This window comes from Aliiroseovarius sp. (assembly GCF_965228805.1).
GTDB lineage: Bacteria > Pseudomonadota > Alphaproteobacteria > Rhodobacterales > Rhodobacteraceae > JASBTN01.
In genome coordinates, this window is record NZ_CBDDIE010000003.1 from 182,005 (window position 1) to 207,459 (window position 25,455).

30 protein-coding genes, 2 tRNA genes, 1 pseudogene and 1 riboswitch are annotated in these 25,455 nt (G+C 62.6%); of the genes and pseudogenes, 13 read left to right on the forward strand and 20 right to left on the reverse strand.

The features are described 5' to 3' along the window. The 19 genes and pseudogenes from ACO07D_RS01870 to ACO07D_RS01960 form a co-directional block, all read right to left on the reverse strand. Entirely contained in the window at window positions 1-981 is a 981-nt protein-coding gene (locus ACO07D_RS01870) for a hypothetical protein (protein WP_421701236.1), read from the reverse strand. A 185-nt stretch (window positions 982-1,166) separates the two neighbouring features. Beyond that, entirely contained in the window at window positions 1,167-2,006 is an 840-nt protein-coding gene (locus ACO07D_RS01875; RefSeq protein WP_421701237.1) for a TonB family protein, read from the reverse strand. Further along, window positions 2,003-2,374, reverse strand: a complete 372-nt coding sequence (locus ACO07D_RS01880; protein WP_421701238.1) for an ExbD/TolR family protein — start codon at window positions 2,372-2,374, stop codon at window positions 2,003-2,005. The genes ACO07D_RS01875 and ACO07D_RS01880 overlap by 4 nt, the downstream gene beginning before the upstream one ends. Before the next feature lie 3 nt (window positions 2,375-2,377). Then, complete coding sequence (locus ACO07D_RS01885) at window positions 2,378-2,755, reverse strand: ExbD/TolR family protein (protein ID WP_421701239.1); 378 nt, start codon at window positions 2,753-2,755, stop codon at window positions 2,378-2,380. Beyond that, on the reverse strand, window positions 2,755-3,393 hold the full coding sequence (locus tag ACO07D_RS01890; RefSeq protein ID WP_421701240.1) for a MotA/TolQ/ExbB proton channel family protein: 639 nt from the start codon (window positions 3,391-3,393) through the stop codon (window positions 2,755-2,757). The genes ACO07D_RS01885 and ACO07D_RS01890 overlap by 1 nt, the downstream gene beginning before the upstream one ends. A gap of 1 nt (window position 3,394) precedes the next feature. Beyond that, the gene (locus ACO07D_RS01895) at window positions 3,395-4,402 is read right to left on the reverse strand and encodes a DUF6925 family protein (protein ID WP_421701241.1); all 1,008 of its coding nucleotides are present in this window, start codon (window positions 4,400-4,402) and stop codon (window positions 3,395-3,397) included. Next, window positions 4,392-5,045 (reverse strand): adenosylcobinamide amidohydrolase, encoded by a 654-nt coding sequence (locus tag ACO07D_RS01900; RefSeq protein ID WP_421701242.1) that lies wholly within the window; start codon window positions 5,043-5,045, stop codon window positions 4,392-4,394. The genes ACO07D_RS01895 and ACO07D_RS01900 overlap by 11 nt, the downstream gene beginning before the upstream one ends. Continuing rightward, entirely contained in the window at window positions 5,042-5,800 is a 759-nt protein-coding gene (locus ACO07D_RS01905; RefSeq protein ID WP_421701244.1) for an ABC transporter ATP-binding protein, read from the reverse strand. Before ACO07D_RS01905 ends, ACO07D_RS01900 begins: the two co-directional genes overlap by 4 nt. After that, window positions 5,797-6,780 carry a FecCD family ABC transporter permease gene (locus tag ACO07D_RS01910; protein ID WP_421701245.1) on the reverse strand — a complete coding sequence of 328 codons (984 nt, stop codon included), beginning with the start codon at window positions 6,778-6,780 and terminating at the stop codon, window positions 5,797-5,799. Before ACO07D_RS01910 ends, ACO07D_RS01905 begins: the two co-directional genes overlap by 4 nt. Continuing rightward, window positions 6,777-7,652: an ABC transporter substrate-binding protein gene (locus ACO07D_RS01915; protein WP_421701246.1), complete on the reverse strand. Its 876-nt coding sequence runs from the start codon at window positions 7,650-7,652 to the stop codon at window positions 6,777-6,779. The genes ACO07D_RS01910 and ACO07D_RS01915 overlap by 4 nt, the downstream gene beginning before the upstream one ends. A 44-nt stretch (window positions 7,653-7,696) precedes the next feature. Then, entirely contained in the window at window positions 7,697-9,541 is a 1,845-nt protein-coding gene (locus tag ACO07D_RS01920; RefSeq protein ID WP_421701248.1) for a TonB-dependent receptor plug domain-containing protein, read from the reverse strand. Window positions 9,542-9,683: 142 nt separating this feature from the next. Next, window positions 9,684-9,897: riboswitch (cobalamin riboswitch) on the reverse strand. A gap of 355 nt (window positions 9,898-10,252) precedes the next feature. Beyond that, window positions 10,253-11,401 (reverse strand): hypothetical protein, encoded by a 1,149-nt coding sequence (locus ACO07D_RS01925; RefSeq protein ID WP_421701249.1) that lies wholly within the window; start codon window positions 11,399-11,401, stop codon window positions 10,253-10,255. A gap of 47 nt (window positions 11,402-11,448) precedes the next feature. Continuing rightward, a complete protein-coding gene (locus ACO07D_RS01930) occupies window positions 11,449-11,931 on the reverse strand; it encodes a TniQ family protein (RefSeq protein ID WP_421701250.1) in 483 nt (160 codons plus the stop codon). Then, on the reverse strand, window positions 11,931-12,191 hold the full coding sequence (locus tag ACO07D_RS01935; protein ID WP_421701251.1) for a hypothetical protein: 261 nt from the start codon (window positions 12,189-12,191) through the stop codon (window positions 11,931-11,933). The genes ACO07D_RS01930 and ACO07D_RS01935 overlap by 1 nt, the downstream gene beginning before the upstream one ends. Continuing rightward, complete coding sequence (locus tag ACO07D_RS01940; protein WP_421701252.1) at window positions 12,185-12,310, reverse strand: hypothetical protein; 126 nt, start codon at window positions 12,308-12,310, stop codon at window positions 12,185-12,187. The genes ACO07D_RS01935 and ACO07D_RS01940 overlap by 7 nt, the downstream gene beginning before the upstream one ends. 21 nt (window positions 12,311-12,331) lie before the next feature. After that, window positions 12,332-13,591 (reverse strand): annotated as a pseudogene (locus tag ACO07D_RS01945) (IS3 family transposase). A 972-nt stretch (window positions 13,592-14,563) separates the two neighbouring features. Then, window positions 14,564-14,639: transfer RNA gene (locus ACO07D_RS01950), tRNA-Ala, on the reverse strand. Window positions 14,640-14,803: 164 nt separating this feature from the next. Continuing rightward, window positions 14,804-14,879: transfer RNA gene (locus ACO07D_RS01955), tRNA-Ala, on the reverse strand. Window positions 14,880-14,967: 88 nt separating this feature from the next. Beyond that, complete coding sequence (locus ACO07D_RS01960) at window positions 14,968-15,294, reverse strand: TIGR02300 family protein (protein ID WP_421701253.1); 327 nt, start codon at window positions 15,292-15,294, stop codon at window positions 14,968-14,970. Window positions 15,295-15,413: 119 nt separating this feature from the next. Between ACO07D_RS01960 and ACO07D_RS01965 the strand changes: the two genes are divergently transcribed. Together ACO07D_RS01965 and ACO07D_RS01970 are read left to right on the forward strand one after the other, a co-directional pair. Next, on the forward strand, window positions 15,414-16,118 hold the full coding sequence (locus ACO07D_RS01965) for a M48 family metallopeptidase (RefSeq protein WP_421701254.1): 705 nt from the start codon (window positions 15,414-15,416) through the stop codon (window positions 16,116-16,118). 31 nt (window positions 16,119-16,149) lie between these two features. After that, on the forward strand, window positions 16,150-16,800 hold the full coding sequence (locus ACO07D_RS01970) for a GntR family transcriptional regulator (RefSeq protein ID WP_421701255.1): 651 nt from the start codon (window positions 16,150-16,152) through the stop codon (window positions 16,798-16,800). Window positions 16,801-16,876: 76 nt separating this feature from the next. On the opposite strand, the gene ACO07D_RS01975 is transcribed toward ACO07D_RS01970, so the two are convergent. Beyond that, window positions 16,877-17,476: an FMN-dependent NADH-azoreductase gene (locus ACO07D_RS01975; protein ID WP_421701256.1), complete on the reverse strand. Its 600-nt coding sequence runs from the start codon at window positions 17,474-17,476 to the stop codon at window positions 16,877-16,879. 109 nt (window positions 17,477-17,585) lie between these two features. On the opposite strand from ACO07D_RS01975, the gene ACO07D_RS01980 reads away from it, so the two are divergent. The 11 genes from ACO07D_RS01980 (at window position 17,586) to bluB (ending at window position 25,449) form a co-directional block, all read left to right on the forward strand. Continuing rightward, window positions 17,586-18,449, forward strand: coding sequence for a LysR family transcriptional regulator (locus ACO07D_RS01980; RefSeq protein ID WP_421701257.1), 864 nt, complete (start codon window positions 17,586-17,588; stop codon window positions 18,447-18,449). 156 nt (window positions 18,450-18,605) lie between these two features. Then, a complete protein-coding gene (locus ACO07D_RS01985) occupies window positions 18,606-19,496 on the forward strand; it encodes a DMT family transporter (protein ID WP_421701258.1) in 891 nt (296 codons plus the stop codon). A 58-nt stretch (window positions 19,497-19,554) separates the two neighbouring features. Continuing rightward, window positions 19,555-20,049, forward strand: a complete 495-nt coding sequence (locus tag ACO07D_RS01990) for a ClbS/DfsB family four-helix bundle protein (protein ID WP_421701259.1) — start codon at window positions 19,555-19,557, stop codon at window positions 20,047-20,049. 308 nt (window positions 20,050-20,357) lie between these two features. Next, a complete protein-coding gene (gene ffh / locus ACO07D_RS01995; RefSeq protein ID WP_421701260.1) occupies window positions 20,358-21,878 on the forward strand; it encodes a signal recognition particle protein in 1,521 nt (506 codons plus the stop codon). Further along, window positions 21,879-22,415: a GNAT family N-acetyltransferase gene (locus ACO07D_RS02000; protein ID WP_421701261.1), complete on the forward strand. Its 537-nt coding sequence runs from the start codon at window positions 21,879-21,881 to the stop codon at window positions 22,413-22,415. After that, a complete protein-coding gene (locus ACO07D_RS02005) occupies window positions 22,412-23,002 on the forward strand; it encodes a GNAT family N-acetyltransferase (RefSeq protein ID WP_421701262.1) in 591 nt (196 codons plus the stop codon). The genes ACO07D_RS02000 and ACO07D_RS02005 overlap by 4 nt, the downstream gene beginning before the upstream one ends. Beyond that, window positions 22,999-23,529: a GNAT family N-acetyltransferase gene (locus ACO07D_RS02010; protein ID WP_421701263.1), complete on the forward strand. Its 531-nt coding sequence runs from the start codon at window positions 22,999-23,001 to the stop codon at window positions 23,527-23,529. The genes ACO07D_RS02005 and ACO07D_RS02010 overlap by 4 nt, the downstream gene beginning before the upstream one ends. Continuing rightward, a complete protein-coding gene (locus tag ACO07D_RS02015) occupies window positions 23,526-24,068 on the forward strand; it encodes a GNAT family N-acetyltransferase (protein ID WP_421701264.1) in 543 nt (180 codons plus the stop codon). Before ACO07D_RS02010 ends, ACO07D_RS02015 begins: the two co-directional genes overlap by 4 nt. Then, window positions 24,065-24,373: a chorismate mutase gene (locus ACO07D_RS02020; RefSeq protein ID WP_421701265.1), complete on the forward strand. Its 309-nt coding sequence runs from the start codon at window positions 24,065-24,067 to the stop codon at window positions 24,371-24,373. Before ACO07D_RS02015 ends, ACO07D_RS02020 begins: the two co-directional genes overlap by 4 nt. 45 nt (window positions 24,374-24,418) lie before the next feature. Next, complete coding sequence (gene rpsP / locus ACO07D_RS02025) at window positions 24,419-24,805, forward strand: 30S ribosomal protein S16 (RefSeq protein ID WP_421701266.1); 387 nt, start codon at window positions 24,419-24,421, stop codon at window positions 24,803-24,805. A 5-nt stretch (window positions 24,806-24,810) separates the two neighbouring features. Next, a complete protein-coding gene (gene bluB / locus ACO07D_RS02030) occupies window positions 24,811-25,449 on the forward strand; it encodes a 5,6-dimethylbenzimidazole synthase (protein ID WP_421701267.1) in 639 nt (212 codons plus the stop codon). Window positions 25,450-25,455: the final 6 nt, after the last annotated feature.

Here is a 25,455-nt window from a genome sequence, read left to right on the forward strand (position 1 = left end):
TCAGTTGCAGATTGGCAGAGGCTTTGGCGTATATTGCGGCAAGGAGTCCCGCCACGCGTTGATGATTGGCTGCAGGTCGCGCTTGGGCCAGAACCTGGGTGTGCCGATGTGATTCAGACATTGAGCGTTCCAGTAAAGACCAGCCTGTACGAGCGATTGCCGCTTCCGTACCGCCGCCGCAACCGCGTCGACATCACCAGATTCCGGATAGATATAGAGCGTCGTCGGGTTCCCTTCGACCAAAGCAAGGATCTCGGCCGACACCTCCTCCGACCAGGTCGTGCACCCGTTGCTACGCCCACCGGTATAATCCACCAGACGCCCGTAGGGGACATAGCCCTCGTCATCGGCATGGGGGCTGTCCGGCTTCTGGAACCGGCACTGCCATTTCAGGAACCTGGCCTGATGCCCGCCAATCGCCCTCTCCCGGGCGTTGTCCGTTTCGCCTTCCCCATCGAACAGCAGAAAGGTGCGATAGAAAGGCACCCTTTCGCCGGATTGGGTGAAATATCCCTTGAACGAGGTGCGAGTCTCGGCCGTCACATAGGCCCCGCCTGCGGTCAGCTTCGAGCCCTCGGCATTGCTGAAATTCTTGGCGCACTGGCGTCCGTTCGAGAAGTTCGCACGCTGCAACTTCCGCCCATTGCCATAGCCGGATGAGACAGCACGAAAGGATTTCTCGGCTTCACAGATGATGTAAAAGCGGCGGCCCGGCTCCCCGCCGGGTCCGGCGCTTGGGCGTGTTGCATCCATGGCAAGGTAGCAGGGATTGCTGACCGCGCCTTCACGTAGCTTCCTCTGATGCAGCAATCGCGCCCTTTGCAGGATCACCGGCGCGATCTTGCCCTCTCCCGTGCCGACATGGTTCTGTAACCAATCCGGAATGTCCTCGGAACGCTCGGTTGCCAGGGCCGAAGACGCCATCAACAGCAGGGCGCTGACAGTGGCCACAACAGTGAGGTGGAGTGTTTTCGGCAGCAATGAACAATCTCCTGCAGAACGCGTCCTTGTGACAGGAGTAGCAGAGGCGAGGTGCAGCCGTAAATCCGGGACGCGGGATCCCGGGTACTCTCGGCGTTGTGCTGCTTGCAGAGGGTCAACAGCCCGGTCTTGAGCGAGGCGCGAACAGGGCCCCAGATCCGGCGATGAACGCCAGGCACCAGCACTCAGGGAGCAAAGCTCAAGGTGATGTTGAACCCGTGGTTCCCGGCAGGAACACCGCCCCGCGCCCGGGGATAGCGCGCCGTGCGCACCGCGTTCCTTGCCGCATCATCCAGAGCGGCGTTTCCAGAGCTGCTGATGAGCGCGTAGGACACCAGGCTGCCATCTGTGGAAACCATGAGCGAAAGTCGCACGGTCCCAGAGACGCGCAGCCCCCGGGGATAGCGCTTTCGGCGTTCAATAGCTGCCCGGATCTTGCCGCCCCAGCGGGCCAGGTGCCGCTGGGCATCCCCTTGTCCGACTGCGGTTTCGCTCGCACTGGATTGCCCTGCTGCACTGCCACCCTTGGAGCCGCGGGCGGTTTGAGCCGCGCTACTGTCCGATGACGCCGACGGGGTTTCGGCCGTAGGGCTGGGTTGAGGCGGGCTTGGCAGGGCCGCTTGCACGCTGTCTTCTGTGGGCGCGAGTGTGCGTTCAGGCCTACGCGGCAGGCGCGGTGGTGGCTGTTGCGCAGCGTCGGGCAAACGCTCCTGTGCCTGGGCAACAACGGGCCTGGCCGGAAGCACATGCGGCACGGGCGTGTGGGGCCGCACCTCAGGAACAGTCATCGCAGGCGTGGTGGGCGGTGGCCGCATGGAGACAGGCTCGGGTCCCGCAGAAGGTGGCGTTTCCCAGCTCTCGACCAGGACCTCCAGTGACGCCGCGCTGGCCAGCAAAGACACCTGCGCCTGCCCCACTGCTCCGGAGGCCTGGACGCCGAATTCGTCCCGCACCGGCCAAAGCGCGACATGCATGGCCACGGCCAGAACCAGGAACCCTGGCAGTTCCAACCTGGACGCCCTCATGGCTGCACCAGAAGTTCGACGGGCAGATCGGGCGGCAGGCGCTTCAGCAGGCGGGCAAGCTCGACCACAGGTAGGGCAGCATCGGCGGCGACGGTCAGCGGCGCGTCTGGGGCAAGCGCTGCAAGGGCTTCAATGGCAGCATCCCCTTCGGCCTCCTCGAACATGACCGTTCCCTCGCCCGTTATGAACAGCCGCGCCTGCCCTTCGGCGGTTGCCTCAAGGGTCGCTGTGGGCGGTGTGACGTCGACCGGGGCGGGCGGCGCAATCTGCGAGGTCATCATGAAGAAGACCAACAGCAGGAAGACCACGTTGATCATCGGCACGACCGCTTCGGCTTTGGGCTGGGGGGGCTCTGTGCGAAACTGCATGGCTCACTCCAGCACCGCAAGGCGCATGTAGCCTGCGGCATTGAGAAGCCGCATCACATCGACCAGCCTTTGCAGCTGCGCCTCCTCGGTGCCGCGCAGCACGATAATGTCGTCCATATCCGAAACCAGCGCGGCGATGGCGTCGGACAGAGCCTCCTCGGCAATCTCGCTTCCATTCAGCCAAAGCGCCTCTGCCCCGACGACCAGCAGGCGCGGCGGACCGGAATAGGCCGCCCCCACCTGCCCTTGCTGCAAGGGCAGGCTCAGGTCGCGGGCGAATTGCGCGGTCAGCATGAAAAAGACCAGCAGCAGAAACACCACGTCGATCATCGGCGTGAGGCCGAGGCGTCGATGCGAGGTCTCCAGCCGGAACGAAAACATCAGGCCACCTTCAGTTCTGGCGCGGAGTGGGGCCGCGCCAGCACCAGCTGTGTTGCGTAGTCTTCAAAGTCGCGGCCCATGGCCTCGGCGACGGACGCAAACCAGCTTTGCGCGATGGTCGCCGGGATCGCCACGGCCATACCGGCTGCGGTGGTCAAAAGTGCTTCCCAGATGCCACCGGCCAGGGCAGCCGCATCCGCTTGGGCACCGCTTTCCTGCAGGGCCTGGAAGGCCTCGATCATGCCCAGAACAGTACCGAGCAGCCCCACCAACGGCGCGACCGAAGCGATCAGATCCAGCGGGCGCAGCCCTTCGCGCAGCTCCGCGAGGTGACGCAGCGCGCGGCGTGTGATCTCCTCGCGCTGTTCGGCTTCGCTCAGGTTGCGGCCAAGAACCTCCTGACACTCCCGCAGAAACCGCATCCGCAACCCGCCCCGGCTGACGTCCGCCCCCTGCCCCAGCGACAGCGCCTCGACGGCGCGCTCCGCCCGGTCTCGTTGCCAGGCACCAAGGCGCATGAGCCGAAAGAGCTTCCACATGACCAGTCCCAGAAGCAGGACCGAAAGCAAGGCGATCACCCACAGCGCGGGTCCGCCCGTCTGCAGGAAGGATTGGATCGAGGAAATCGAAGACAACATCTCAATGCCCCTTGCTTTGCGGGTCGTCATCCTCGTCAGGCTCCGTGCCTTTGTCGAAGGCCGTCGCCCAGGCGTCAATCACCGGGTTGTCTTGATCGAAACGCCGCGCCTGGCGGATCGCATTGCGCAGACCGACACGTTCCAGCCGCGAACCCGGCCCGGCCACGCCCTCCGGCCCAGTGGCCGCTTCAAGCGCGTTGTCGAACAGCGCTTTGGCGGCAACGTAGGCGTCACTCCCCCATTGGCTCAGCAGGGCTTGGAACCGATCGTGCGCAGCGCGGTTCGGGGTTTTGTCGGCCCCCATCCGGTCGATGACCGGATTTTCGGGATGCAGATTGCCACAGGGCACCCAGCCTTCCGGAATGGGTGTATTGGCCGAGTGAGTGCGGCCCGCGCGCAGAAGCTTGGGCAGCACATGGGTATGGGGGCCTTCGGGCGATTTGCCACCCGTGTCCGGCCCGCCGATCTTTTGATAGACCTCAACCCGTCCAATCGGGGTCAACGCGACGCGCGCCGGGTGCGCCTTGAGGATCGCGCCCATGGCCGGGTTGCCCTGGTCGAACAACGACCGTTCGGCCTGCGCCCGCAGCACGTCCAGCAGCTCGGGATCGGCGGTGCGAATGCAGAAATCGACCTGATGTTGCCCAAGCCCCATGTCAAACAGGATAGCCGCGCGGTCCTCAGGACGAATTGCGCCGTCATCGGGGCCAAGTTCGGTCAGCACCCTACGTCCGGCCATTGCCGCCTCCTCGCGTGGCAGGCAGAGCGAGATGCCGTGGCTCCAGCGGTGGGTCTTGGGGCTGAGCATCTCCCAGGCCACGGGTTTCACGCCATCCAACCGGTCAATCCGCACACCACCGCGCATGGTCATCTGGGTCAGCGCGCCCGGAGGCGCGGGCATCGGGTCACCCGCAACATGGTGAAATTCGGCGATGGCCCCGAACGACCCCATGTTCCAGCCCGCGTTTTCGTCCGTAAGAGCGCTTTGCAGCAGCGTTTCAAGTTCCATGGCTGTTCTCCTCGATCCAACTTTGGGTCGCCTGGGAAATGGCGGTGTAAGTGGCCTGGCCGATGGCCTCGGCCTGGGGGGTGTGCAGACCGGCAAAACGCTCGGTCCCGACAGGGGCGGCAAGGGCGATGCAATCGGTGCCGGTGCCGGTCACCTGCCCGGTGCCTATGCGCGGGCCGTGCTCGACCAGGGCAGCGGTGCGGGCCTGGGTGATGATGCTCATCGCCTCAAGCATCGCGGGTTGGCTGAGGCGAAGGCTGCATTCCACCGCAATATTGATCGTGCCCCAACAGTCGCCGTCATAGGCCATGCGCGTCCCAACACGTTCCGCGTTCGACAGGCCCAACGTAATCACGGCATGGGCCTCGACCCCTTCCACCGCAGCCCGGGCTTCGACGAAGCGGGTGATATTGCGCGAGGTCAGGAAGCACGGTGCGTCCGAGGCTTGCTTTGCCGTCAATTCGCCCGCCAGCCAGGTGTCCACATCCAGCTCGCGCGGCAGGTCGGCGTTGCGAACTTCGCGCCACAGAATCCGGTCTGCATGGATGAAGCCGGGCCTATTCAGAACCCAACTCAGCACCTGCATGGGCTGGGTCAGGCGCATCTCCAGCCAGGGGCGCTCCAGCGTGACCCGCGCGGTCATTCCAGCACCTCAAGCGGCTGAAAAACGGGGCCCTCAGGCCCGGTTTCGAAATGCGCAGTGATACCAAAGTGCGCACTGAGGTTACTGGCGCAGAGTACCTGGTCCGCCGGGCCGTCTGCCTTGATCTCTCCATCACACAGCAACACCAGCCGCGTGCAATGGCGCACCGCCAGGCCCAGGTCGTGGAGCGACACCAGGACCGCCTTGCCCCGGTGGGCTAGGCCTTCAAAGATCTTCATCGTCGCGATCTGGTGGGCGGGATCCAGCCCTGCAATCGGCTCATCCGTCACCACCAGTGGCGTCTGCTGCGCCAAGGTCCGGGCAATCAGCACCCGCGCCTGTTCGCCGCCCGACAGGCGGGTGACAGTACGTTTCCGCATGTCGGACAAGGACATGTCCTCCAGCGCCTGTTCGATGGCAGCGGCGTCCTCATCTCGCGGGCGTTGCCCCATGGCGAGATGCGGCAGGCGGCCCAGGGTGACCACGGTTTCGACATCCACGGGCCAGGCCAGCTCTCGCGCCTGCGGCAGCCAGGCCACCGCCCTCGCCCGCTCCCGCGCGGTCATGGCGGCCAGGTTGCTGTGACCCTCGCCGTCGATCAGGCCAAGCGCGGCGCGCATCAAGGTGGTCTTGCCGGCACCATTGGGACCGATCAGGCCCACGACCTCGCCCGTGCCGATCTCCAGGCTGACATCTTTCAGAATGTCACGCCCGCGACGGGCCACATTGAGTTTGGAAACAGACAGCAAGCTCATCCCATTTGCCTCCGCGTCTTGTAGATCAGATGCAAAAACAGCGGCGCGCCAATCAGGGCTGTCACGACCCCCAGCTTCAGATCCCGCGCGGGCAGCACCACCCGCACCGCGATATCGGCGGCTAGCAGAAGGATCGCGCCACCCAGGGCCGAACTCCACAAAAGGGCCGAGGGCCGGGCCTTCACGAAGGGGCGCAGAATGTGGGGCACAACAAGGCCGATGAAACCGATGGCGCCCGCAACGGCGGTGGCGGAGCCCACGATGGAGGCCACGCCTAAGACCAACAGAAGCCGCAGGCGGGTGAGGTTGATGCCCATCGCCTCGGCCGCATCCTCGCCCAAGGTCAACGCATCCAGGCCCCGACCAAGTCCCAGCAGCAAAAGCGCCCCCAGCACGAAGAAGGGTAGCGCCAGCCACAGGTGATCCAGGGATCGGTCGGCCAGCGAGCCCATCATCCAGAAGATGATTTCATTCGCGGCGAAAGGGTTCGGCGACAGGTTCAGGACCAAAGAGGTCAGCGCACCGGCCAGCGACGAGACCGCGACCCCCGCCAGGATCAACGTGATCGACGCCCCGCGCGGACCGGCCAGCAAAAGGACCAGAAAGACACCGATCAGCGCGCCGCCCAGCGCGGCCAGGGGCAGACCCAGCGCAATCACACCTGCAAACCCGGTCTGGATCGCCAGGACCGCGCCCAAGGCTGCAGACCCGGACACACCAATCAGACCCGGATCGGCCAGCGGGTTGCGCAGGTACCCCTGCATCGCCGCGCCCGACAGGCCCAACCCTGCCCCGACCAACGCAGCCAAGAGCGCGCGCGGCAGGCGGATCTCGCGCATCACCAGTGTCAGAGGGGTACCGGTATCGACAAACAGCGCATGCAGGCTCTTGCCCATCGGCACGCCCGCTGGACCAAACAGCAGCGCCGCGACCAACAGCGCCACAAGCAAGGGAACAAGGATCAGAAGAAGGCGGGTCATTGGCTGTCCTCCGGGACATCATGCAACGCAACCAGCCCGGCAATGGCACGCAGCACATGGGGCGAACCACAGATCCAGTCGCGGTCGGTCACACTGCCCTGCATTCGGTTCGAGGCGAGCGCCTGCACGACAGGGTGATCCAGAATTTCTTCGGATCGTGAGGCGCCGGGATAGCGGCGACCGGTGATCAAGGCATCAGGATCGGACATGGCCAGCATCTCCAGCGGGAATATCCCGCCCATGGGCAGGCCCGCTTCGACGGCGGCATTGCGAAACCCGGCGGTGCTCAGGATTTGACCGGCCAGGGTGCGGTCGCCCGAGGTATAGCCATTCGCGTAGTAAAGCGCGGCCAGCGGGTGGACCTCCGGCGCGCGCGCAGCCAGCGTGGCGAGATCGCGGTCATACTGCGCGGCCATCTCGGTGGCAGCATCCTGGCGGTGCAGAACCTCACCCATTTCGGTGATACGGTCGCGAACCTCAGACAGGGAATAGGCAGGGTCCATCACCACAACCGGCAGACCCAGACGGCGCAGCATCGAAACGGTCGCTCGGGTCGAGAACCGGCCCGCGATCACCAGGTCGGGGTCGAGCAGGTAGATCTCTTCGGCAAGGCCATGGTTGGGAACGTATTTCTGCGCCTCCCCGGCCATCGCGGACCCACGCGGGTCAAAGGACAGGTAGGAAACGGACAGGAGCTGGCCGGGGGCGGCCAGCATCATCGCAAGTTGGTCGGTGCAAAGGTTCATCGACACAACTCGACGCGGCGGTTGGCTCGACAGTGCCAGATCAGCCGCACTGGCCGCGCGAATGCCCTGGCCGGGGACAAGCCCAGCCAGGGTGAACGTGGCGGCCATAACCACGATCGCAGTCATGGCCATTGCGTGAGAGCCGATCTTCATAATGGCACGATCCAGTCTCAGAACTGCATCCGCGCGCCGAAGTAGAACGAGCGATCCGGCGTGCCGTAACCCGTGACGGTCTGATATTCCTCGTCAAACAGGTTCTCGGCGCGCAGGTAAAGCTCGGCGCTGTCGGAAACATCATAGGTCACCGTAGCATCCACCACGGTATAGTCCGCCAGCGGTCCGGTCGTATCGTTCAGACCGGCGACATGCTTGACTGCAAGGCCCGTCGACAAACGATCCGTCACCTCGGCATTCAGGCGGACGGCAGCCGTGTGCATCGGCACCCGGGCCAGCCGCATACCTGTCGCAGCGTTCTCGCTGTCGGTATAGGTGTAGGATGCCGTCATATCCAGGCTGTCGGACAGCTTGAAGGCCGCGGCAAGCTCGACCCCCTGGGCCCATCCGGTCCCCGGTGTCTGCGTGTAGCCAGTGGGCGACCAAGCGATCAGGTCGGTGATCTCGGTCCTGAACAAGGTGGCCGAAACTTCACCACCGTCAAAACGCTTTTCGATACCCAGCTCATAGCTGACCGAGGTTTCCGGCTGCAGCGCCGCATTGCCATAGGGTGACGAGAAGAGCTCGAACAGCGACGGCGTACGGAACCCGGTACCCACCGCGGCCCGGACCGTGATATCCGGCGTGGGCAGCCAGGCCAGCGACACGCGGCCGGTGGTCTTGCCGCCAAAGTCCGAATGATCGTCGTGACGCAGGACAGTCACCAACTCAACTTGCTCCGACAGGTGCCAATCGGCCTGAACCCAGGCCCCCAGCATGTCATGTTCACCGTTTTGCACGCCGCTTTCATAAGACTCGCGCGTCGCGTCCAGCCCGAAGGTTAGCGTGGCGTTGGTCAGCTCGGCTTGACCTTGATAAGCCAGCCCGATCCGCTCCCCCAGATAGTCATAGGCGAAGGGCCCCCAGGCGTTGGTGCCGGAGGAAAGCCTGTCGTTCTGGTAATACTGCAGCGAGAACTCATGCTCGACCGCGCCACCTTCGACACGCACGAAGCCGCGCAAACCGAATTGGTCGCTTTCCGACAGCTCGTCCGGAGACACACCGTCCACCGGGCCACCGCTATATTCGTCGTACTCGGTTTCCGAGGTCTGCCAGAAACCCGAGCCGCCGATGGTGACCGTGTCCGAAACCGCATACTCACCCGAGAAGCTCAGGCGGGTGGCCTCGTGGCCGTCGTCCTCGGTGTTGCCTGCGTTCTCGTCCGCGGCCGAAATTCCATCGGTGCGAATGTGGCTCAGCGTGGCGGCGAAGCTGCCGTAATCGCCAAGATAGCTCATGTTGTACGACAGCCGTGCGGTGTTGTGCGAGCCGTATTCCGCCGCAAGGTTGTGGTGCAGACCCGGCTCGGTGGCCCGGTTCGTGGTGATATTGATGACACCAGCAATGGCTTCGGAACCATAGAGGGCGGACTGCGCGCCCTTAAGCACTTCGATCCGAGTGATATCGTCCGTGGTCAACCCTCCGAAATCAAACGCAATCTGCGGGGCGGACGGGTCGTTCACGTCGATACCGTCAACGTAAACCCCGATATAGCGCCCGGATGAACCACGAATGCGCAGGCTGGTGGTCGAACCGATGCCACCGTTGCCCGTCACGCTGAGACCGGGAAGCGTGGCAAGATAATCAGCGACCTGAATGTCGCCGGCTTCTTCAAGATCTTCACGGGTGACAATTTCGACCGTAGAGCCGCTACGCTCGGTCTTGGTGGTCTCGCCGCGGTTCGCAGACAGCGTAAGGTCGCCAGAGACGATAATGGTGCCGAGATCGGTGTAATCCTGCGCGATCGCAGGCGTGGAGACCGCGCTGACAAACGCGGTCGTGGAAAGAATACGGGCAAGCATTGGCCACGTCCCTCTGAATTGCCTCGCCTCGTTTCGCGGGCGGGCAGTAGTCCATTTTTGCGGTCGAAGATCTTGGAGTCCGGCCGCGGCGAAAATGTCACCACGACGGACAGACCGTAATCTCGCACGCACCCCGCGTACGGATTGGGTGATCACCTCGGCAGGTCTCCTGACTCGCGGGTCGCAGCTTGGCCGGGCCTTCCCGCACCGCTTGGCGGCACAGTGGCTTTGTCCGGCCTCGCTCTCCGCTTACAGTTGCGGGGGCAGTCACGGAATTGGCGCCTGATGGCTACACCTCACCGTGTTCCCTATTATCCCACCGGCATGCCGACAGGACCGAAGCGGAATCGGAGGTAGTACGAGGAAGACGTTTTGTAAAGAATTCTTAAAGCATGCTGGAAAGAAAATTTTTCATGGGACGCGGAAACACCGCTTCTGAGATTTAAGAAAAGAAACGGTGGCTCGGAGTTAAAAACAATCCTGTCTTTGCACCGATCAACGTAAAAGGCCGCCGCCAACGGAACCTTTCTTCGAACTGCCAAGGGTGGGTGACTCACCATAACCCTTCCACCGGAGTCCCTTATTTCATTGGGCAATCCGACATCGGATTGCGAAAAAGGCTGGCGTTTCTTCCTTTGACTCAGGAAAGTTCTTCCACTGGGAAGTCGAAAAAAGTGGCCAGAGCAGCACCCGCTCGTCCCCCTCAGACAGTCAGATTTGCTGATCACCGTTTAGCAGGGAGTGGACACCCGCCAGTTCGACGGTCCGGTATTTCTTTCTCGACCGGATCGCAAACGCGGGTGTCTCCGTGAGTAGACCTCGCACGACGAGCTCTTCGACCTGAGCTGTATTACACCCCAACATATTGCCCGCTTTCAGAAAGGTGACTGCGTTCCTTTCGACTTCATCATATTTCCTGGCCAAAGCCCTTGGGCAGGTGATGTGGTCGGAGAGCAGCTTCTTTTTCCGATCCGGGTTGGTCACCGGCAAACCGTAGGGGATGACCATGCCAAGCACTTGCCAAGTAGCGCATTTGCATCGCTTGGCGGCATCTTGAAAAGATACCCATTTGGCCGCTGACTTGTTGCCGAGAAAAGGCACCCATCCTTTGGTCACGGAAGTGGCAAAGCGCCAAATCTCGTTGCTATGGAAACCAGGGACCGCGCCTCGATGTTTGAAGTGAGGCTGAATGAGCCTGTTTTGAGAAAGCTGGGAAAGGGTTGCACGTGTCACACCGAGCTTTTTCGCCGTCCGCTCGGCCGTGAACACCCTATTCAACTCATGTGCAATCTCATCAGCCACATTTGATGGTACGTATCGCAGCAGTTCGAAGCTGTTGCTGTCGTTCTTCCGGACATCGCCACGCTGAAGGAGGGCATGACCCGTTTTGGTGAAATCCAGCCGACGTTCTTTAGAAAGCGATCGGTGTGTGTGGAGCTTTCGTCTTGGGTTTTTGACGCCGAGGACCAATGCATCTTTCTGAACGGGATAGGTATCGAAAATGAACTGCCGAACTGGATCGCGGATTGCATCGAAGGCAGGATCATCTTCGCGATTGCGAAGCCACTCGAAGAAGACGCCAAACCGAGCTCGGTAGAGGGAGTTGTCGTTGGGACGCCTGCGTTCCAGTTCGGCGAGTTTTTCAATCATCGCGTCGGGGCCATGGCGCAGAAAAGTGAACCCAATATGGCCTGACTTGGCCCAATCCAGATCTGACACGAGCTGCCGGTTCGTGGTCGGGCCCTTCAGAAGGAGAAGTCCGAAGTTCTCACAGGTCTGGGTTGCGACATGAAAGGGAAGGTTGTCAAACCACCCTGCCCCGGCCGCTCCTTTTACTCTCTCCCCCATGTGATGGATCAACCCGAGGCTCCCTTCGGGAAAGAACTCCGGCTTGCCAGGCGTGAAGCCTATGGCCAGGTTCGCGATGTCAAAATGATCTTTGTTCGAGGCTGGCCTTGGCAACTCCTGCAGAACACAGCGGTGTCTGCTACAAACACGTGCAGCAATAAGTTGGGCTGATCCCGGTTGATGTGCCGAGCGCTTTCGGTCTCCGCCACACAACCCTCGATGCAAATCGGGCAAACCCTTGGTCGGGTACGTTGAAAGGCCGAAAACTTGATCTCGGCCTCCCCCAATCTGAACCAGTCCTTGCGAACAACGCTCGGCGTGTTCTTCACCAGCTCATCGTGATCCACGCCAGCAAACGCAGCCAGGCGTCTCACCTCGATCTCTTCACCATTCGCCAGTGCAAAGTAGTCGAGACCAATGTCAGAGCAGAAGGTTATCAGCCGCGGTGCACCATTACGCCTTGCCAGGCGCGCAGCAACCGAGGTTGCCGACTCCCCGGTGTGATACTCGACAGTCAAAGGAAGGGATCTGATCTTCAGCATCAAACCAGCTCCTCGGAAGTGAACATCTTCTGAGTGTCGATCTGAAGGAAGTCGTTGACCAAAAACGGGTTGAAAGCCTCTGCGCACCCCTTCCAATTCTTGAACGCAACCGCGAAATGGCGTTCCTCCAAAGTCGTGTCGGCGAAGTAGAGGGCCTCTTCAATCGCAAATAGAGCAAGCTTGATGACCAGTCCAAACTGGTAACTCGCCGCATGAAGGATGCGCTTCCCGATATCCGTAGGGTTGCTCTGCTTCAGCAAATCTCAGGGAAGCTTTCGCCGTGTCCGCGCATGTCATACATCAAGACGGAATAGCCCTGTTCCACCAGGTATTTGGCCTGGCGCAGGAACTTGATATCCTGTTTCCTGAGCCGCCCCATCTGACTGGTCCAGGTTGATAGTTAGTGCATGATCGGCCTGTGTTCCATCGGGATGATGGTTTCGGGTGCCGGTGGGCGATAGCCCAATGCACTGTGAGGTCGTTTTGTGTTGTAGTGTTTCCTCCATTCTTCGATCAGGATCTGGGCTTCATGCAGGGTATAGAAGATCTCCCCGTTGAGCAGTTCGTCCCGGAACCGGCCATTGAAGCTTTCACAATATCCGTTCTCCCATGGGCTTCCCGGTTCGATGTAGGCAGTTTGAGAGCCGACGGCTGCGATCCAATCCCGAACCGCTTGTGCAACAAACTCGGGGCCATTGTCGGAACGTATGAAGGCTGGAGGGCCACGTAGGATGAACAGGTCGGTCAAAGCGTCAATCACATCTGTCGAGTTCAGTTTGCGCTCCACCTTAATCGCCAGACATTCGCGGCTGTGCTCATCAATGATGTTCAGCGTCCGGAAGACCTTGCCGTCATCTGTCCGGCAGTGAACGAAATCATAGGACCAGACGTGGTTGCGGTGCTCCGGCCGGAGCCGGATGCATGATCCGTCATTCAGCCAGAGCCGCCCTTTCTTTGGTTGTTTTAGTGGAACCTTCAGCCCCTCTCGCCGCCATAGCCGTTCGACACGACCATCACTAACCCATTGCCCGGCAGGCGCATGCGCAGCATGCTGCCGAGAGGGGGCCAGCCTGCCTCTCTGAGCAAGGCCGCGACCCGACGATAGCCGTATCGACCATACTGCCTGGCCAACTCAATCATGTCGGCCACCAACCGATCCTCATCGGCTCGGCCTCTCGGGGCATGCCTCTGCGTCGAACGATGTTGCCCCAGTACCCGGCAAGCTCGGCGTTCAGACACTTTGAACTGGCCGCATACATGATTGATACAAGCGCGACGACGAGCGGGGCTTAGGGGCTCCGCCCGTTCAGGGCTGAAACGGTCTGATGACCGTTTCCGGGACGCCCCTCACTCCCTTCGCAGCTTCCTTCAGGATCAGCTTGTCCAAGGTCAGATCCGACACAGCCCGCCTCAGTCGATCATTCTCCTTCTGAAGCCGCTTCAGTTCCTTCAATTGATCCACACCCCTCTCGGCAGATTGCTCCGCAATCACCTGCCGGCAACGCATTCCGCCGTATTGCTTGCGCCACCGGTAGTAGGTCTGTTCAACAACGCCGATCTGCCTGATCGCGTCCAGACGGGGCATGCCTTGCCCCATCAGCACCTCAACCTGCCGTAACTTCGAGACAATCTCTTCGGGCTTCGGTCGCTTGTTTGCCATTCTTGGTCCTCCGTTTCCTAAACATAGCGGTGGACCAGTTCAGTTGGGGACGCTCAGTGATGACAAATAGCTGCAATCGTTAGCCAGGAAGTTCGCAACCCAGTTTATGGACAGCGTAATTGATCATTACCACCCGATTTGTGGGAGGTGTCCGTGTTGCTTGAGTTCACCCTGCGCTAAATATCACACACGCGCCGAATGTCGGCAATGCGAGCTCAGACGTGGCATCAGCGTCTTGGTCAGCCTGGCGGCAGCCGCAGGTTGACGCCTTTTCCGTGAAAGCGGAACACAAAAGCCCCACTTTTTTTGGCGAAAAGTACGTTCAGTCGTATGCTACCTAGACGGAGCGGATGGAGACTACCACACACGTGGGATGATTCATCCGCTCCTGATCTAGTTCTCCCGAATGAAGTGAACTGGTCCTCCCCTCCAAGTATCAGTTGAAGCATGTCGGAGTAGCGGTAAATTTCGGGTGAGGCCCCATCATCCTACTGACCTTGAGGTTTGAACTCCTGTAGCTTGTCTGTGAGGGCTAGTTCCATGAGCCCTTCTACTTCGGACAGCCGCATGCCCGCCTCCAATGTCAGGGCTCGAACTAATTCCTCGATCCTGGAGTTCTTGGGCCCATATAGCAGCCAATCATTGATCTCATGAATGTCTGGGTGAGCACTTTTCCCCAGTTGTTGTTCGTTTTGGTTTCGATCATTGTTTATTGGCCCACTCCTCGTACCTGCTTCATTCTGGAATCAAATGTCGCGGATCCAAAGAGTTTCCGCCCGTCTTCGACACCCCAAGCCCTTCTTGGGAATGGCGGCTTGTCCCCTAAGCTCTACTTCCAAACGTCTTCCACGGGGGCTGGCCCTGTTTTGTCTGAGACTGGGTTTTAAACTCTGCGCGGCTTCACAACGCCAGCAGTAGGAAGAACTATGCCAGACTAGTGGAAGGGCTATGCTGAGTTAATCAAGGGAGATTTGGTGGAGCCTAGGGGAGTCGAACCCCTGACCTCTTGCATGCCATGCAAGCGCTCTCCCAACTGAGCTAAGGCCCCATTCTGCGCGACGCGGATCGCGTCTGCCCGGCGTATCTAGGCGAAGGCCGGGAGCGGTGCAAGCGGAAAAACGCAAGCCCGCCGCATGTCTTTTTCGTCCATACGAACGACATTCACGCGGCACTTACCGGTGCACCTGAACAGAGAATTCTAATCGGGATGGGTGGTGGAGCCTAGGGGAGTCGAACCCCTGACCTCTTGCATGCCATGCAAGCGCTCTCCCAACTGAGCTAAGGCCCCATTCTGTGCGACGCGGATCGCGTCTGCCCGGCGTATCTAGGCGAAGGGATGGGGGGGTTCAAGTAAAAAATCCCCCCAGCCGGAATTTTTAGCCTTCGTCATCCTCGGTGGCGACATCAGCAATTTCGTCCAACGAAACGTTGTCGTCGTCGTCGTCATCCAGGACATCATCGCCCAGATCCATATCGCTGGAATCGTCATCATCTTCCAGGACCGCGTCAGCGTCATCCACCAGGTCGTCCTTCATTGCGGCCTGGTCGGCCTTGTCAGCGACCATGGTGCGGGTCGCCTTGCCGGAGTCCACGTTCACCACTTCGCCGGTGTACGGGCTGACAACCGGGTTGGCGTTCAGGTCATAGAAACGCTTGCCGGTGGTCGGGCAGACGCGTTTGACGCCCCATTCTTCCTTGGGCATGCTTGGCCCCTTTCCGTGTTCAGTGTCTCTTGCGAAATCTGAGGCCAGTTGCCACAACGGGACCAGACTGTCAAAGGCTTTTGCCAGACAGGTATAAACAGGCGGATAACGGGGGCGCAATGCGCGCGGCAGAAGTCTTTGTGTTGGCAGGCGAGCCAGAGGTGGAGGTGGTTTTGAAACCCTCACCCCGCGCACGGCGCCTGTCCTTGCGGGTGTCGCGGCTGGATGGCCGGGTGACAATGAGCGTGCCGCGCGGGGCCTCGCGGCGCGAGGCTGTGCGCTTTGCCCAGGAACGCGCCGACTGGATTCGCGGGCACCTGGCGGATCGGCCCGTGGATCTGCGCCCGCAGCCCGGCGGCACGGTGCTGTTCGAGGGGCGCGAAGTGTCGCTGGTGGCGGCGGGCGGTCGTTCGGCCAAGCTGGCGGGGGAGGAAATCCACCTGCCTCTCTCTGCGCCTGAGAAAACCGGCGCACGGCTGGCGGCCTTGTTCAAGGCCCTGGCGCGGGATCGGCTGGCGGTGGCCTCGGACCGTTATGCGGCCCAGGTCGGGCGCAGTTATACCGGCTTGACCCTGCGCGATACGCGCTCACGGTGGGGATCGTGTTCCTCCCGCGGCGGCTTGATGTACAGCTGGCGTCTGATCATGGCGCCGCCAGCGGTCCTGGATTACGTAGCCGCCCATGAGGTCGCACATCTGGTTCACATGGACCATTCTCCAGCTTTCTGGGCGCAGGTTGAACGGATTTGCCCCGACTACGCGCCGCACCGCGCCTGGCTGCGCGAACATGGCGCAGAATTGCACCGTTACCGTTTCCGCGATTGACGCGCGGGGTATTTGTGATCACAAATACCCCATGGCAAACCCAACACGTTTCTCAGGCGAGGCCGGATCGGCTCATGACACTGTCTATCGTGCCCTGCGCACACGTATCATGCATGGTGAGATGGACCCAGGCCAGGCACTGACCCTGCGCGGAATCGGCAAGGAATACGGCGTCTCGATGACGCCTGCGCGCGAGGCCGTGCGCCGACTGGCGGCCGAAGGCGCGCTGACCATGTCGAGTTCCGGTCGCGTCACCGCCCCGGACCTGTCCAACGACAGGATCGAAGAACTGGCCGCGATCCGCGCCCTGTTGGAGCCGGAACTCGCCGCCCGCGCCCTGCCGCGTGCCCACCTGGCTCTGATCGACCGCCTGCGCGCGATCAACGCGCGGGTGTCGGAATTCGTCGCGAAACAGGATGCGGTGGGGTATCTGCGCACCAATCTGGAGTTTCACCGCACCCTCTATTTGCGCGCCCAGGCCCCGGCCATGCTGGCCATGCTCGAAACGGTCTGGCTGCAGCTAGGGCCAACCATGCGCGCGCTTTATGCCCGTCGCAATCGTTCAGACTTGCAGAAGCATCATCGCATGATCCTGACCGCCCTGTCCGCCGGGGACGAGCCGGCCCTACGTCTGGCAGTGCGCACGGATGTGACCCAAGGGCTGAAGATGCTGGTCAGCTGACGCAGCAGGGCCCAACGAATACACCGCCCCAAGGCAGGGCGGTGTCGTTGGCATTCCGGCTTTGTGGACTCTCGGGTCAGGCCGCGCGGGCCAGCAGGGTAGCGGCGGTGGCGGCCACGGCCTCTTCGGCGGCTTTCATCGTCGCCTCGGCATCCACAGCGACGCCCGCGGCGTCGACGACCTCGACCTCGGTGATCCCCAGGAACCCCAGCACCTGTTTCAGGTAGGAGACGGCGAAGTCATGCGGTGCACCGGCCGGCGTGCCACCGGAGGCCGCGACGATCACGGCCCGTTTGCCAGTCACCAAGCCTTCCGGGCCGTTTTCACCGTATTGGAAGGTCACGCCGGCGCGGGCCACCTGGTCCACCCAAGCTTTTAGCGCCGAAGGCACGCCGAAGTTATAAACCGGGGTCGAGATCACAAGCAGATCAGCCGCCTGCAATTCGGCCACCAGCTCATCCGAGAAGGCCAGCGCCTGGTTCTGGGCTTCGGTACGGGCCTCGGGCGGGGTAAAGGTGCCGCTGACCCAGTCTTCGGTCAGATGCGGCATGTTCTCATTGGCCAAATCGCGGGTGGTGACCTCGCCACCCAGGCGAGCGGTCAACTGGTCGGTCAGGTGGCGAGTGGCCGAGCCTTGCTTGCGGGCGGAAGCGTCGATGCGCAGAATGGAAGTCATGGTGTCGGTCCTTGTGGTGTTGCGTTGACTGGAAGATCGAACCTTGCGCTGACGAACTCAATCTGAGAGATTTCACATCAGCTGTTCATTTTCGCACAGAGAGAGATCCATGGACCATTGGGATGAAATCCGCACCGCCTATCAGGTGGCCAAACACGGCACGGTCAGCGGCGCGGCGGCTGAACTGGGCGTGCACCACGCCACGGTGATCCGCCACATCGACGCGCTGGAGGCCCGGTTGGGCGTCAAGCTGTTCCAGCGCCACGCCCGCGGCTACACGCCGACCGAGGCCGGGGCCGACCTTGCGCGTGTCGGCCAAACCACCGAGGATCAGTTCAGCCAGTTGGGCGCGCGATTGCAAGGCCAGGGAGAGACCATTTCGGGCGAACTGGTGGTAACCACGTTGGCAGTGTTCTCTTATCTCGTGGTGCCGGCCGTGGCAGCGTTCCAGCAGACCCACCCCGGGCTACGGGTACGTTTCCTGACCGGTCAGCGCCTGTTCCGGCTGGAGTACGGCGAGGCCCACGTGGCGATCCGGGCTGGCGGCGCGCCGCAGGAACCCGACAATGTCGCCCAGCACTTTCACCGGATCGAAACCGCGCTCTACGCCGCGCCCTGCTATGTCGAGCGCCGGGGAATGCCAACTGAAGACACCTTGGATCAGCACGACTTTGTAGGGCTGGACGAGGGCAGCGGCCGCGCGCCCTTCATGCGCTGGCTCGAGGAACATGTGCCGAACGAGCGGATCACCTTCCGCGCCACCGATGACCGGTCGTGGAGCGAGGCCGTGCGCGCCGGGGCCGCCCTTGGGTGGATGCCCACGGATCAGGCCGAGGGGCTGATCGAGGTGCTGCCCCCACGCGAGGAATGGGCCTCTCAGCTCTGGCTGGTGACCCATGTCGACCTGCACCGCACCGCCAAGGTGCAGGCCTTCCTCGCGCATCTGAAGGACTGGGCCAAGGGCTGGGCCTGACCCAAATGTGTCAGGCATCTTCGCCCCGGGCGGGGCGGGCGACCTCGCGCGCCCCTTCGAGGAACACATGCCCGGTTGGGAGCCTGGGGCGAAGACGCCTCTCGACCGGGGCGCCCAAGCTGGCTATGAGGGCGAGATACCTTTCTGGACCTCGATATGCATACGCTGACCCGCGAAACTCTCTCCGGCCACATGGCCATGGCCCTGTTCGCGGCCCTGGTCGCGGGGTCCCATTCTCTGGGCGGTCTGGTCGCGAACGAGGCCGCGCCAATCGCGCTCATGTTCATGCGCTTCGCCCTGGGTGCCGTGGTCGTCGGCGCCATGGCCGCTGTTGGCCCCGGCCTGTCCAGCGCCGATTTCCGCAGCCCCTGGAGATACTTGCTGACCGGAGGCATTTTTGCCTTCTACTTCGTGCTGATGTTCGAGGCGTTGAAAACGGCCAAGCCCGTATCGACCTCGGCAGTGTTCACCCTGACCCCGATCATGACCGCCGGATTCGGTTGGCTGATCCTGCGCCAGGTTACCGGTCCGCGCGTGGCCCTGGCCTTGGCGGTGGGCGCGGCAGGCGCGCTCTGGGTGATCTTTCGCGGCGATATTCAGGCCGCGCTTAGGTTCCAGATCGGCCGTGGCGAGGTGATCTATTTCATCGGCTGCATTGCCCATGCGCTCTACATCCCGCTGCTGCGCGCGCTGAACCGCGGCGAAAGCGGGCTGGCCTTCACATTCGGCGTGCTGCTGGGGGGTACTCTGGTGCTGGGCGTCGCTGGCGCGCCAGAGATCATCGCAACCGACTTGAGCGCCCTGAAACCGATCGTCTGGGTCACGCTGGGCTACCTCGTCATCGCCTCCACCGCGATCAGCTTCTACCTGCTCTCCTTCGCCTCGATGCGCCTTACCTCGGCCAAGGTTATGGCCTATTCCTACCTCACCCCCAGCTGGGTGATCCTGTGGGAACTGGGCCTGGGCCATGGCGCACCTCCCCTGGCCGTGCTGGGCGGCGTCGCGCTGACCCTGGCAGCGGTCGCCCTGCTTTTGCGCGAGGATTGAGCCGGATCAAGGCAACCCGGGGCCAAAGCGGCCATGATGGCGCCGAAAGGAGGCCCCCATGCCCGCCGCCACCTCAAAAGCCGAAATCATCGCCATCACCGAAAAGGAATGGGCCAAGCTCACGACCCTGCTGGACAAGGTGGACGAGGCCCTTGCCACCCGCCCGTTAGATGACGGCGTGACCATCAAGGACACCGTCGCCCACCGCGCCCATTGGACCCATCTGTTCCTGGGTTGGTATGCAGACGGCCAAGCCGGGCGCGAGGTGCATTTCCCCGCCAAGGGCTACAAGTGGAACCAGCTCAAACCCTATAACGCCATGCTGCGTGAACGCCACGCCGGGCTCAGCTGGGCCGAAGCACGGGCCAACCTGGACACCTCCCACGCTGCGCTGATGGATTTCTACGCCACCCACAGCGACGAAGACCTCTACGCAGGTCCGATGAAGGGCGCGAACAACGCCTGGACACCCGGCCGCTGGTCGGAAAGCGCAGGCGCCAGCCACTACCGATCCGCCGCCAAATGGATCCGCGCCTGCCTGCGCAGTGCCTGACCCCCACCGGCTTTTGCGGCCCGGCGGGGTGGGAGGCCACGCCCCCTGCCCCACGCGCAATGTCGGCCAGGGTGGGAGCCGGGCCGCAAAAGCCTGTTTTGCTTGACTCCCCGCCCCCGCGCGCGTAAGTCCCCGGCCAACACCCGGAAGTGCGAAAGCTTCCGGTCCTGAGTCGCATACCAGGATCGCCCCCCGTCAGCGCGTTGCGCCCACGGGGGCGCTTATGGTTTGTCCCCCGGTTTCGGGCTTGGGATCACGCAGCGCCGCCCCTACCTAGGGGTCATCGAAACGGTATAGGAGCCGAAGACATGTTCGAGAGCCTTTCAGACCGCCTGTCCGGCGTCTTCGATCGCCTGACCAAACAGGGCGCTCTGTCCGAGGATGACGTCAAGACCGCCCTGCGCGAGGTGCGCGTGGCGCTGCTGGAGGCCGACGTCTCGCTGCCCGTCGCGCGCGAATTCATCAAGAAGGTGCAGGACAAGGCCACCGGCCAGGCCGTGACCAAATCGGTCACCCCGGGCCAGCAAGTCGTCAAGATCGTGCATGACGCGCTGGTCGACACGCTGACCGGCGAAGGCGAACCCGGCGCGCTGAAGGTCGACAACCCGCCCGCTCCGATCCTGATGGTCGGCCTGCAGGGTGGCGGTAAGACCACCACCACTGCGAAACTGGCCAAGCGCCTGAAGGAAAAGGAAGGCAAGCGGGTGCTGATGGCCTCGCTCGACGTCTACCGCCCGGCGGCCATGGACCAGCTGAAGGTGCTGGGTGACCAGATCGGCGTCGACACGCTGCAGATCGTGCCCGGCCAGAAACCGGTCGACATCGCCAAACGCGCCAAGCAGCAGGCGACCATGGGCGGCTATGACGTCTATATGCTCGACACCGCGGGCAGGTTGCACATCGACGAAGTGCTGATGGGCGAAGTCGAGGACGTGCGCAACGTCGTCACCCCGCGCGAGACCCTGCTGGTGGTCGACGGGTTGACCGGTCAGGTCGCCGTCGAGGTCGCGCAGGAATTCGACGACAAGATCGGCATCTCGGGCGTGGTGCTGACCCGGATGGATGGCGACGGACGCGGCGGTGCCGCCCTGTCGATGCGCGCCGTGACCGGCAAGCCGATCAAGTTCGTGGGCCTGGGCGAAAAGATGGAAGCGCTCGAAACCTTCGAGCCCGATCGCATCGCCGGCCGCATCCTGGGCATGGGCGACATCGTCGCCCTGGTCGAAAAGGCGCAGGAAACCATCGAGGCCGAACAGGCCGAGCGCATGATGAAGCGCTTCCAGAAGGGTCAGTTCAACATGAACGACCTGAAGATGCAGCTGGAACAGATGATCAAGATGGGCGGCATGGAAGGCATCATGGGCATGATGCCTGGTATGCAGAAGATGGCCAAACAGGCCGAAGCCGCGGGCATGGACGACAAGGTGCTCAAGCGCCAGATCGCACTCATTCAGTCGATGACCAAGCGCGAGCGCGCCAACCCGGCCCTGCTGCAAGCCTCCCGCAAGAAACGCATCGCGGCGGGCGCGGGCATGGAGGTTTCCGACCTCAACAAGCTTCTGAAAATGCACCGGCAGATGTCGGACATGATGAAGAAGATGGGCAAGATGGGCAAAGGCAAGATGCTGAAGCAGGCCATGTCCGGCATGTTCGGCAAGGGTGGCGGCATGCCAGGTGGCATGCCCGACATGAACGATCCCAAGGCGATGGAAGAGGCCGCAAAGGCGCTTGGCGGCAAGATGCCGGGCGGCATGCCCGGTGGTCTTCCCGGCCTGGGCGGTGGCATGGGCCTGCCCGGCGGTCTCTCCGGTTTTGGGAAGAAGAAGTAAGTGACGTTCGCGCCCACCATAACCACCGCGCGCCTGACGCTGCGCCATCACCGGCTCGAGGATTTCGAGCCGATGGCGGCGCTGTTCGCGACGGATTGGGCCAAGTATATGGGTGGGCCGTTCGCAGAGCATGACTTCTGGGCCATGTTCGGCGCCGACGTGGCAAGCTGGCAGTGGTTTGGCTTTGGCACCTGGGCGGTTGATCTGACGGAAACCGGTGAGTTCATCGGCCAAATCGGCATCAACAAGCCCCCCAACTTCCCGGAGACCGAGATCGGCTGGTGTATCCTCCCCGGTTTCGAGGGCAAAGGGCTGGCCTTCGAGGCGGCTAGCGCCGCGCGCGACTGGGCTTTCGAAAATACCGGCCTGACCACGTTGGTCAGCTATATTCATCCCGAGAATGCACGCTCAATCGCTTTGGCCGAACATCTTGGCGCCGTGAAAGACCCTGCGGCACCACGCTCCGACCCCGAAGACCTGGTCTATCGGCACCCGCACCCGGACGAATTTCAGGGCGGCATGGAGGCCTACGCATGATGCGCGCGCCTTGGGAACAGCCCTCGACCGGGCCCGCCGCCGAATTTGCGGCCAAGCTGCAGGCCCTGCTGCCGGTGATCGAGACCGCGCGTCTGACCCTGCGTGCCCCACGGATCGAAGATTTCGACGCCTATGCCGCGATCCTGATGTCGGAACGTGCTGTGCATATGGGCGGGCCATTCGACCGACGTGAGGCCTGGTTGGACTTCACTCAGGTCATCGCCACCTGGCACCTGCGCGGCCACGGGCTGTGGACCGTGACGGACAAGGCGAAGGGCGCCATCCTGGGCTTCGTGCTGATTGGCATGGAACAGGGCGATCAGGAGCCGGAACTGGGCTATTTCTTCCTGGAGGAAGCCGAGGGCAAGGGCTACGCCGCCGAAGCTGCGGGGGCTGCCCGCGACCATGCCCGCACGTTGGAACTGCCCGCGCTGGTCTCCTACATCGACCCGCCCAACACCCGCTCGCGCACCCTGGCTGAACGAGTCGGCGCGTCGCGCGATGCGGCGGCCGAAGGCGCGCTGGACGCCGAGGTCCTGGTGCTGCGCCATTGGGGCCCGGATGTAGATGAGGAGGGCGACACGTGAGCACCCCCTTCATCATCCCCACCCTGGAAACCGAGCGCCTGATGCTGCGCGGCCCCTCGGCCGACGATCTTGCGCCGATGATGACTTTCTTCGGCTCCGACCACGCCACCTTCTACGGTGGCCCGATGACGGAAAAGGACGCCTGGCTCAAGCTTGCCTCCTATGCCGGGCAATGGGCGTTCCGGCCCTACGGCTGGTTCTCGGCTTATCGCAAATCGGACATGGCCATGGTTGGCATGGCCGGGCCGCATCACCCCGTTGGTTTGCCGGAACCCGAGATGTCCTGGTTGTTGGTCAGCCCCGATTTCGAAGGTCAGGGCCTGGCGCGCGAGGCCGCTGCGGCGGTTCTGAACCACCTGTTTGCCGACCTGGGTTGGGACAGCGTTGTCAGCTATATCGACCCCAAGAACATCCCCTCGCGCAAGCTGGCGGAAGCCTTGGGCGCAACGCTGGACACCAACGCCGTATCGCCGCTGGAAGGCTGCGATGTGTTCCGTCACGTTGCCAAATCGGGAGGCACGGCATGACCGGAACCAGTTTCACCATCCCAACCCTGGAAACCGACCGCCTGATCCTGCGCGCCCCGCGCGAAGAGGATTTCGCGGCGGAGTACGACTTCTTCGCCTCGGACGCTTCACGCTTCGTCGGCGGCCCCCTGCCCGACCACCGCACCTGGCGCGCGCTGGCTTCGGTGATCGGCCACTGGGCCCTGCGCGGCTTCGGCTTCTGGGCACTGGAAGACAAGGCGACCGGCACCTATCAGGGCCGTGTCGGGTTGTGGTTCCCGCTGGGCTGGAAGGAACGCGAAATCGGCTGGACCCTGATGCCGCACGCCACCGGCAAGGGCTTTGCGACCGAGGCCGCCTTGGTCGCCCGCGCCCACGCCTATGATGTGCTGGGCTGGGACACTGCGATCTCACAGATCGATCCAGCGAACGAGGCGTCGAAGGCCGTCGCCCGCCGACTGGGCGCGTCTTACGAGAGCAGCTACGAAGACCCGGAATACGGGACGATGGAAATCTGGCGGCACCTGTCGCCCGCAGCAGTGAAGGAGGCCGCCCAATGAGCCACGACGGCACCGATAGCGTTTCCCGCGCCGCCGAGATCTTGAAGGGTCACCGCGAGAGCATCGACCGGCTCGACGCGATCCTGGTCTACACGCTGGGCGAGCGGTTCAAACACACTCAGGCCGTGGGGAAACTCAAGGCTGAACACGACCTTCCCCCGTCCGATCCCACGCGCGAAGCGGCGCAGATCGAACGGCTCGAAGACCTGGCAACCCGGGCCGACCTGGACCCGGAATTTGCCAAGAAATTCCTGAACTTCATCATCGAAGAAGTCATCAGGCACCACAAGAAACACCAAGAATGACGGGGCACAAGCCCCTCAAATAGCTAGGAAATAGGAGAAACACTCATGGCTATGAAAATTCGTCTCGCCCGTGGCGGCTCGAAGAAACGTCCCTTCTACCGCGTTGTTGCCGCCGACTCGCGCATGCCGCGCGATGGCCGCTTCATCGAGAAGCTGGGCACCTACAACCCGCTGCTGCCGAAAGATTCGGAAGAGCGCGTCAAGCTGGACATGGAACGCGTGCAGTACTGGCTGGACCAGGGCGCCCAGCCGTCGGACCGCGTGAGCCGCTTCCTGGAAGCCGCGGGCGTCATCGCCAAGAAAGAGCGTTCGAACCCGCAGAAAGCCGAGCCCGGCAAGAAAGCCCAAGAGCGCGCTGAAGAGAAAGCGGCCAAGGCTGCCGAAGCCGCCGAGGCTGCTGCCGAAGCCGCTGAAGCTCCGGCCGAGGAATAAGAACCATGACGGATCGGAAAGCGTTCTCGACGGATTTCCGGTCCGAATTCATGGACCTGTTGCGGTGGCGGCGCGATGTGCGCCGCTTTCGCACCGATCCCGTGGACGAGGCAGTGCTTGCGCGCTGCCTCGACACGTTTTCGCTGGCCCCCTCCGTGGGCCTGTCGGAACCCTGGCGCCTGATCCGTGTGGACAGCGCAGCTGCGCGGGCTGCCGCGCTTGAGAATTACCGCGTCGAAAACGCCCGTGCCCTGGACGGCTACGACGGCGAAAAGGCGCAAATCTACAGTACCTTGAAACTGTCGGGCATGCAGGAAGCACCGGTTCAACTGGCCGTTTTTTGTGACGAGACCACCGCCAAGGGGGCAGGCCTAGGCGCCGCCACCATGCCTGAAACCCGCCGCTATTCAGTAGTGGGCGCGATCACCCAATTCTGGCTGGCCGCCCGTGCCGAAGGGCTGGGGGTTGGCTGGGTCTCGATCCTCGATCCCGACCGCCTGACCCGCGATCTCGACGTGCCCGAAGGCTGGCAATTGGTCGCCTATCTCTGTGTCGGCTGGCCCGAAACCGTGTCCGACACACCCGAGCTGGTGAATGTCGGCTGGGAAGACCGCCGCGCGGCCCTACCGATCCAGTCACGTTGACCCTTG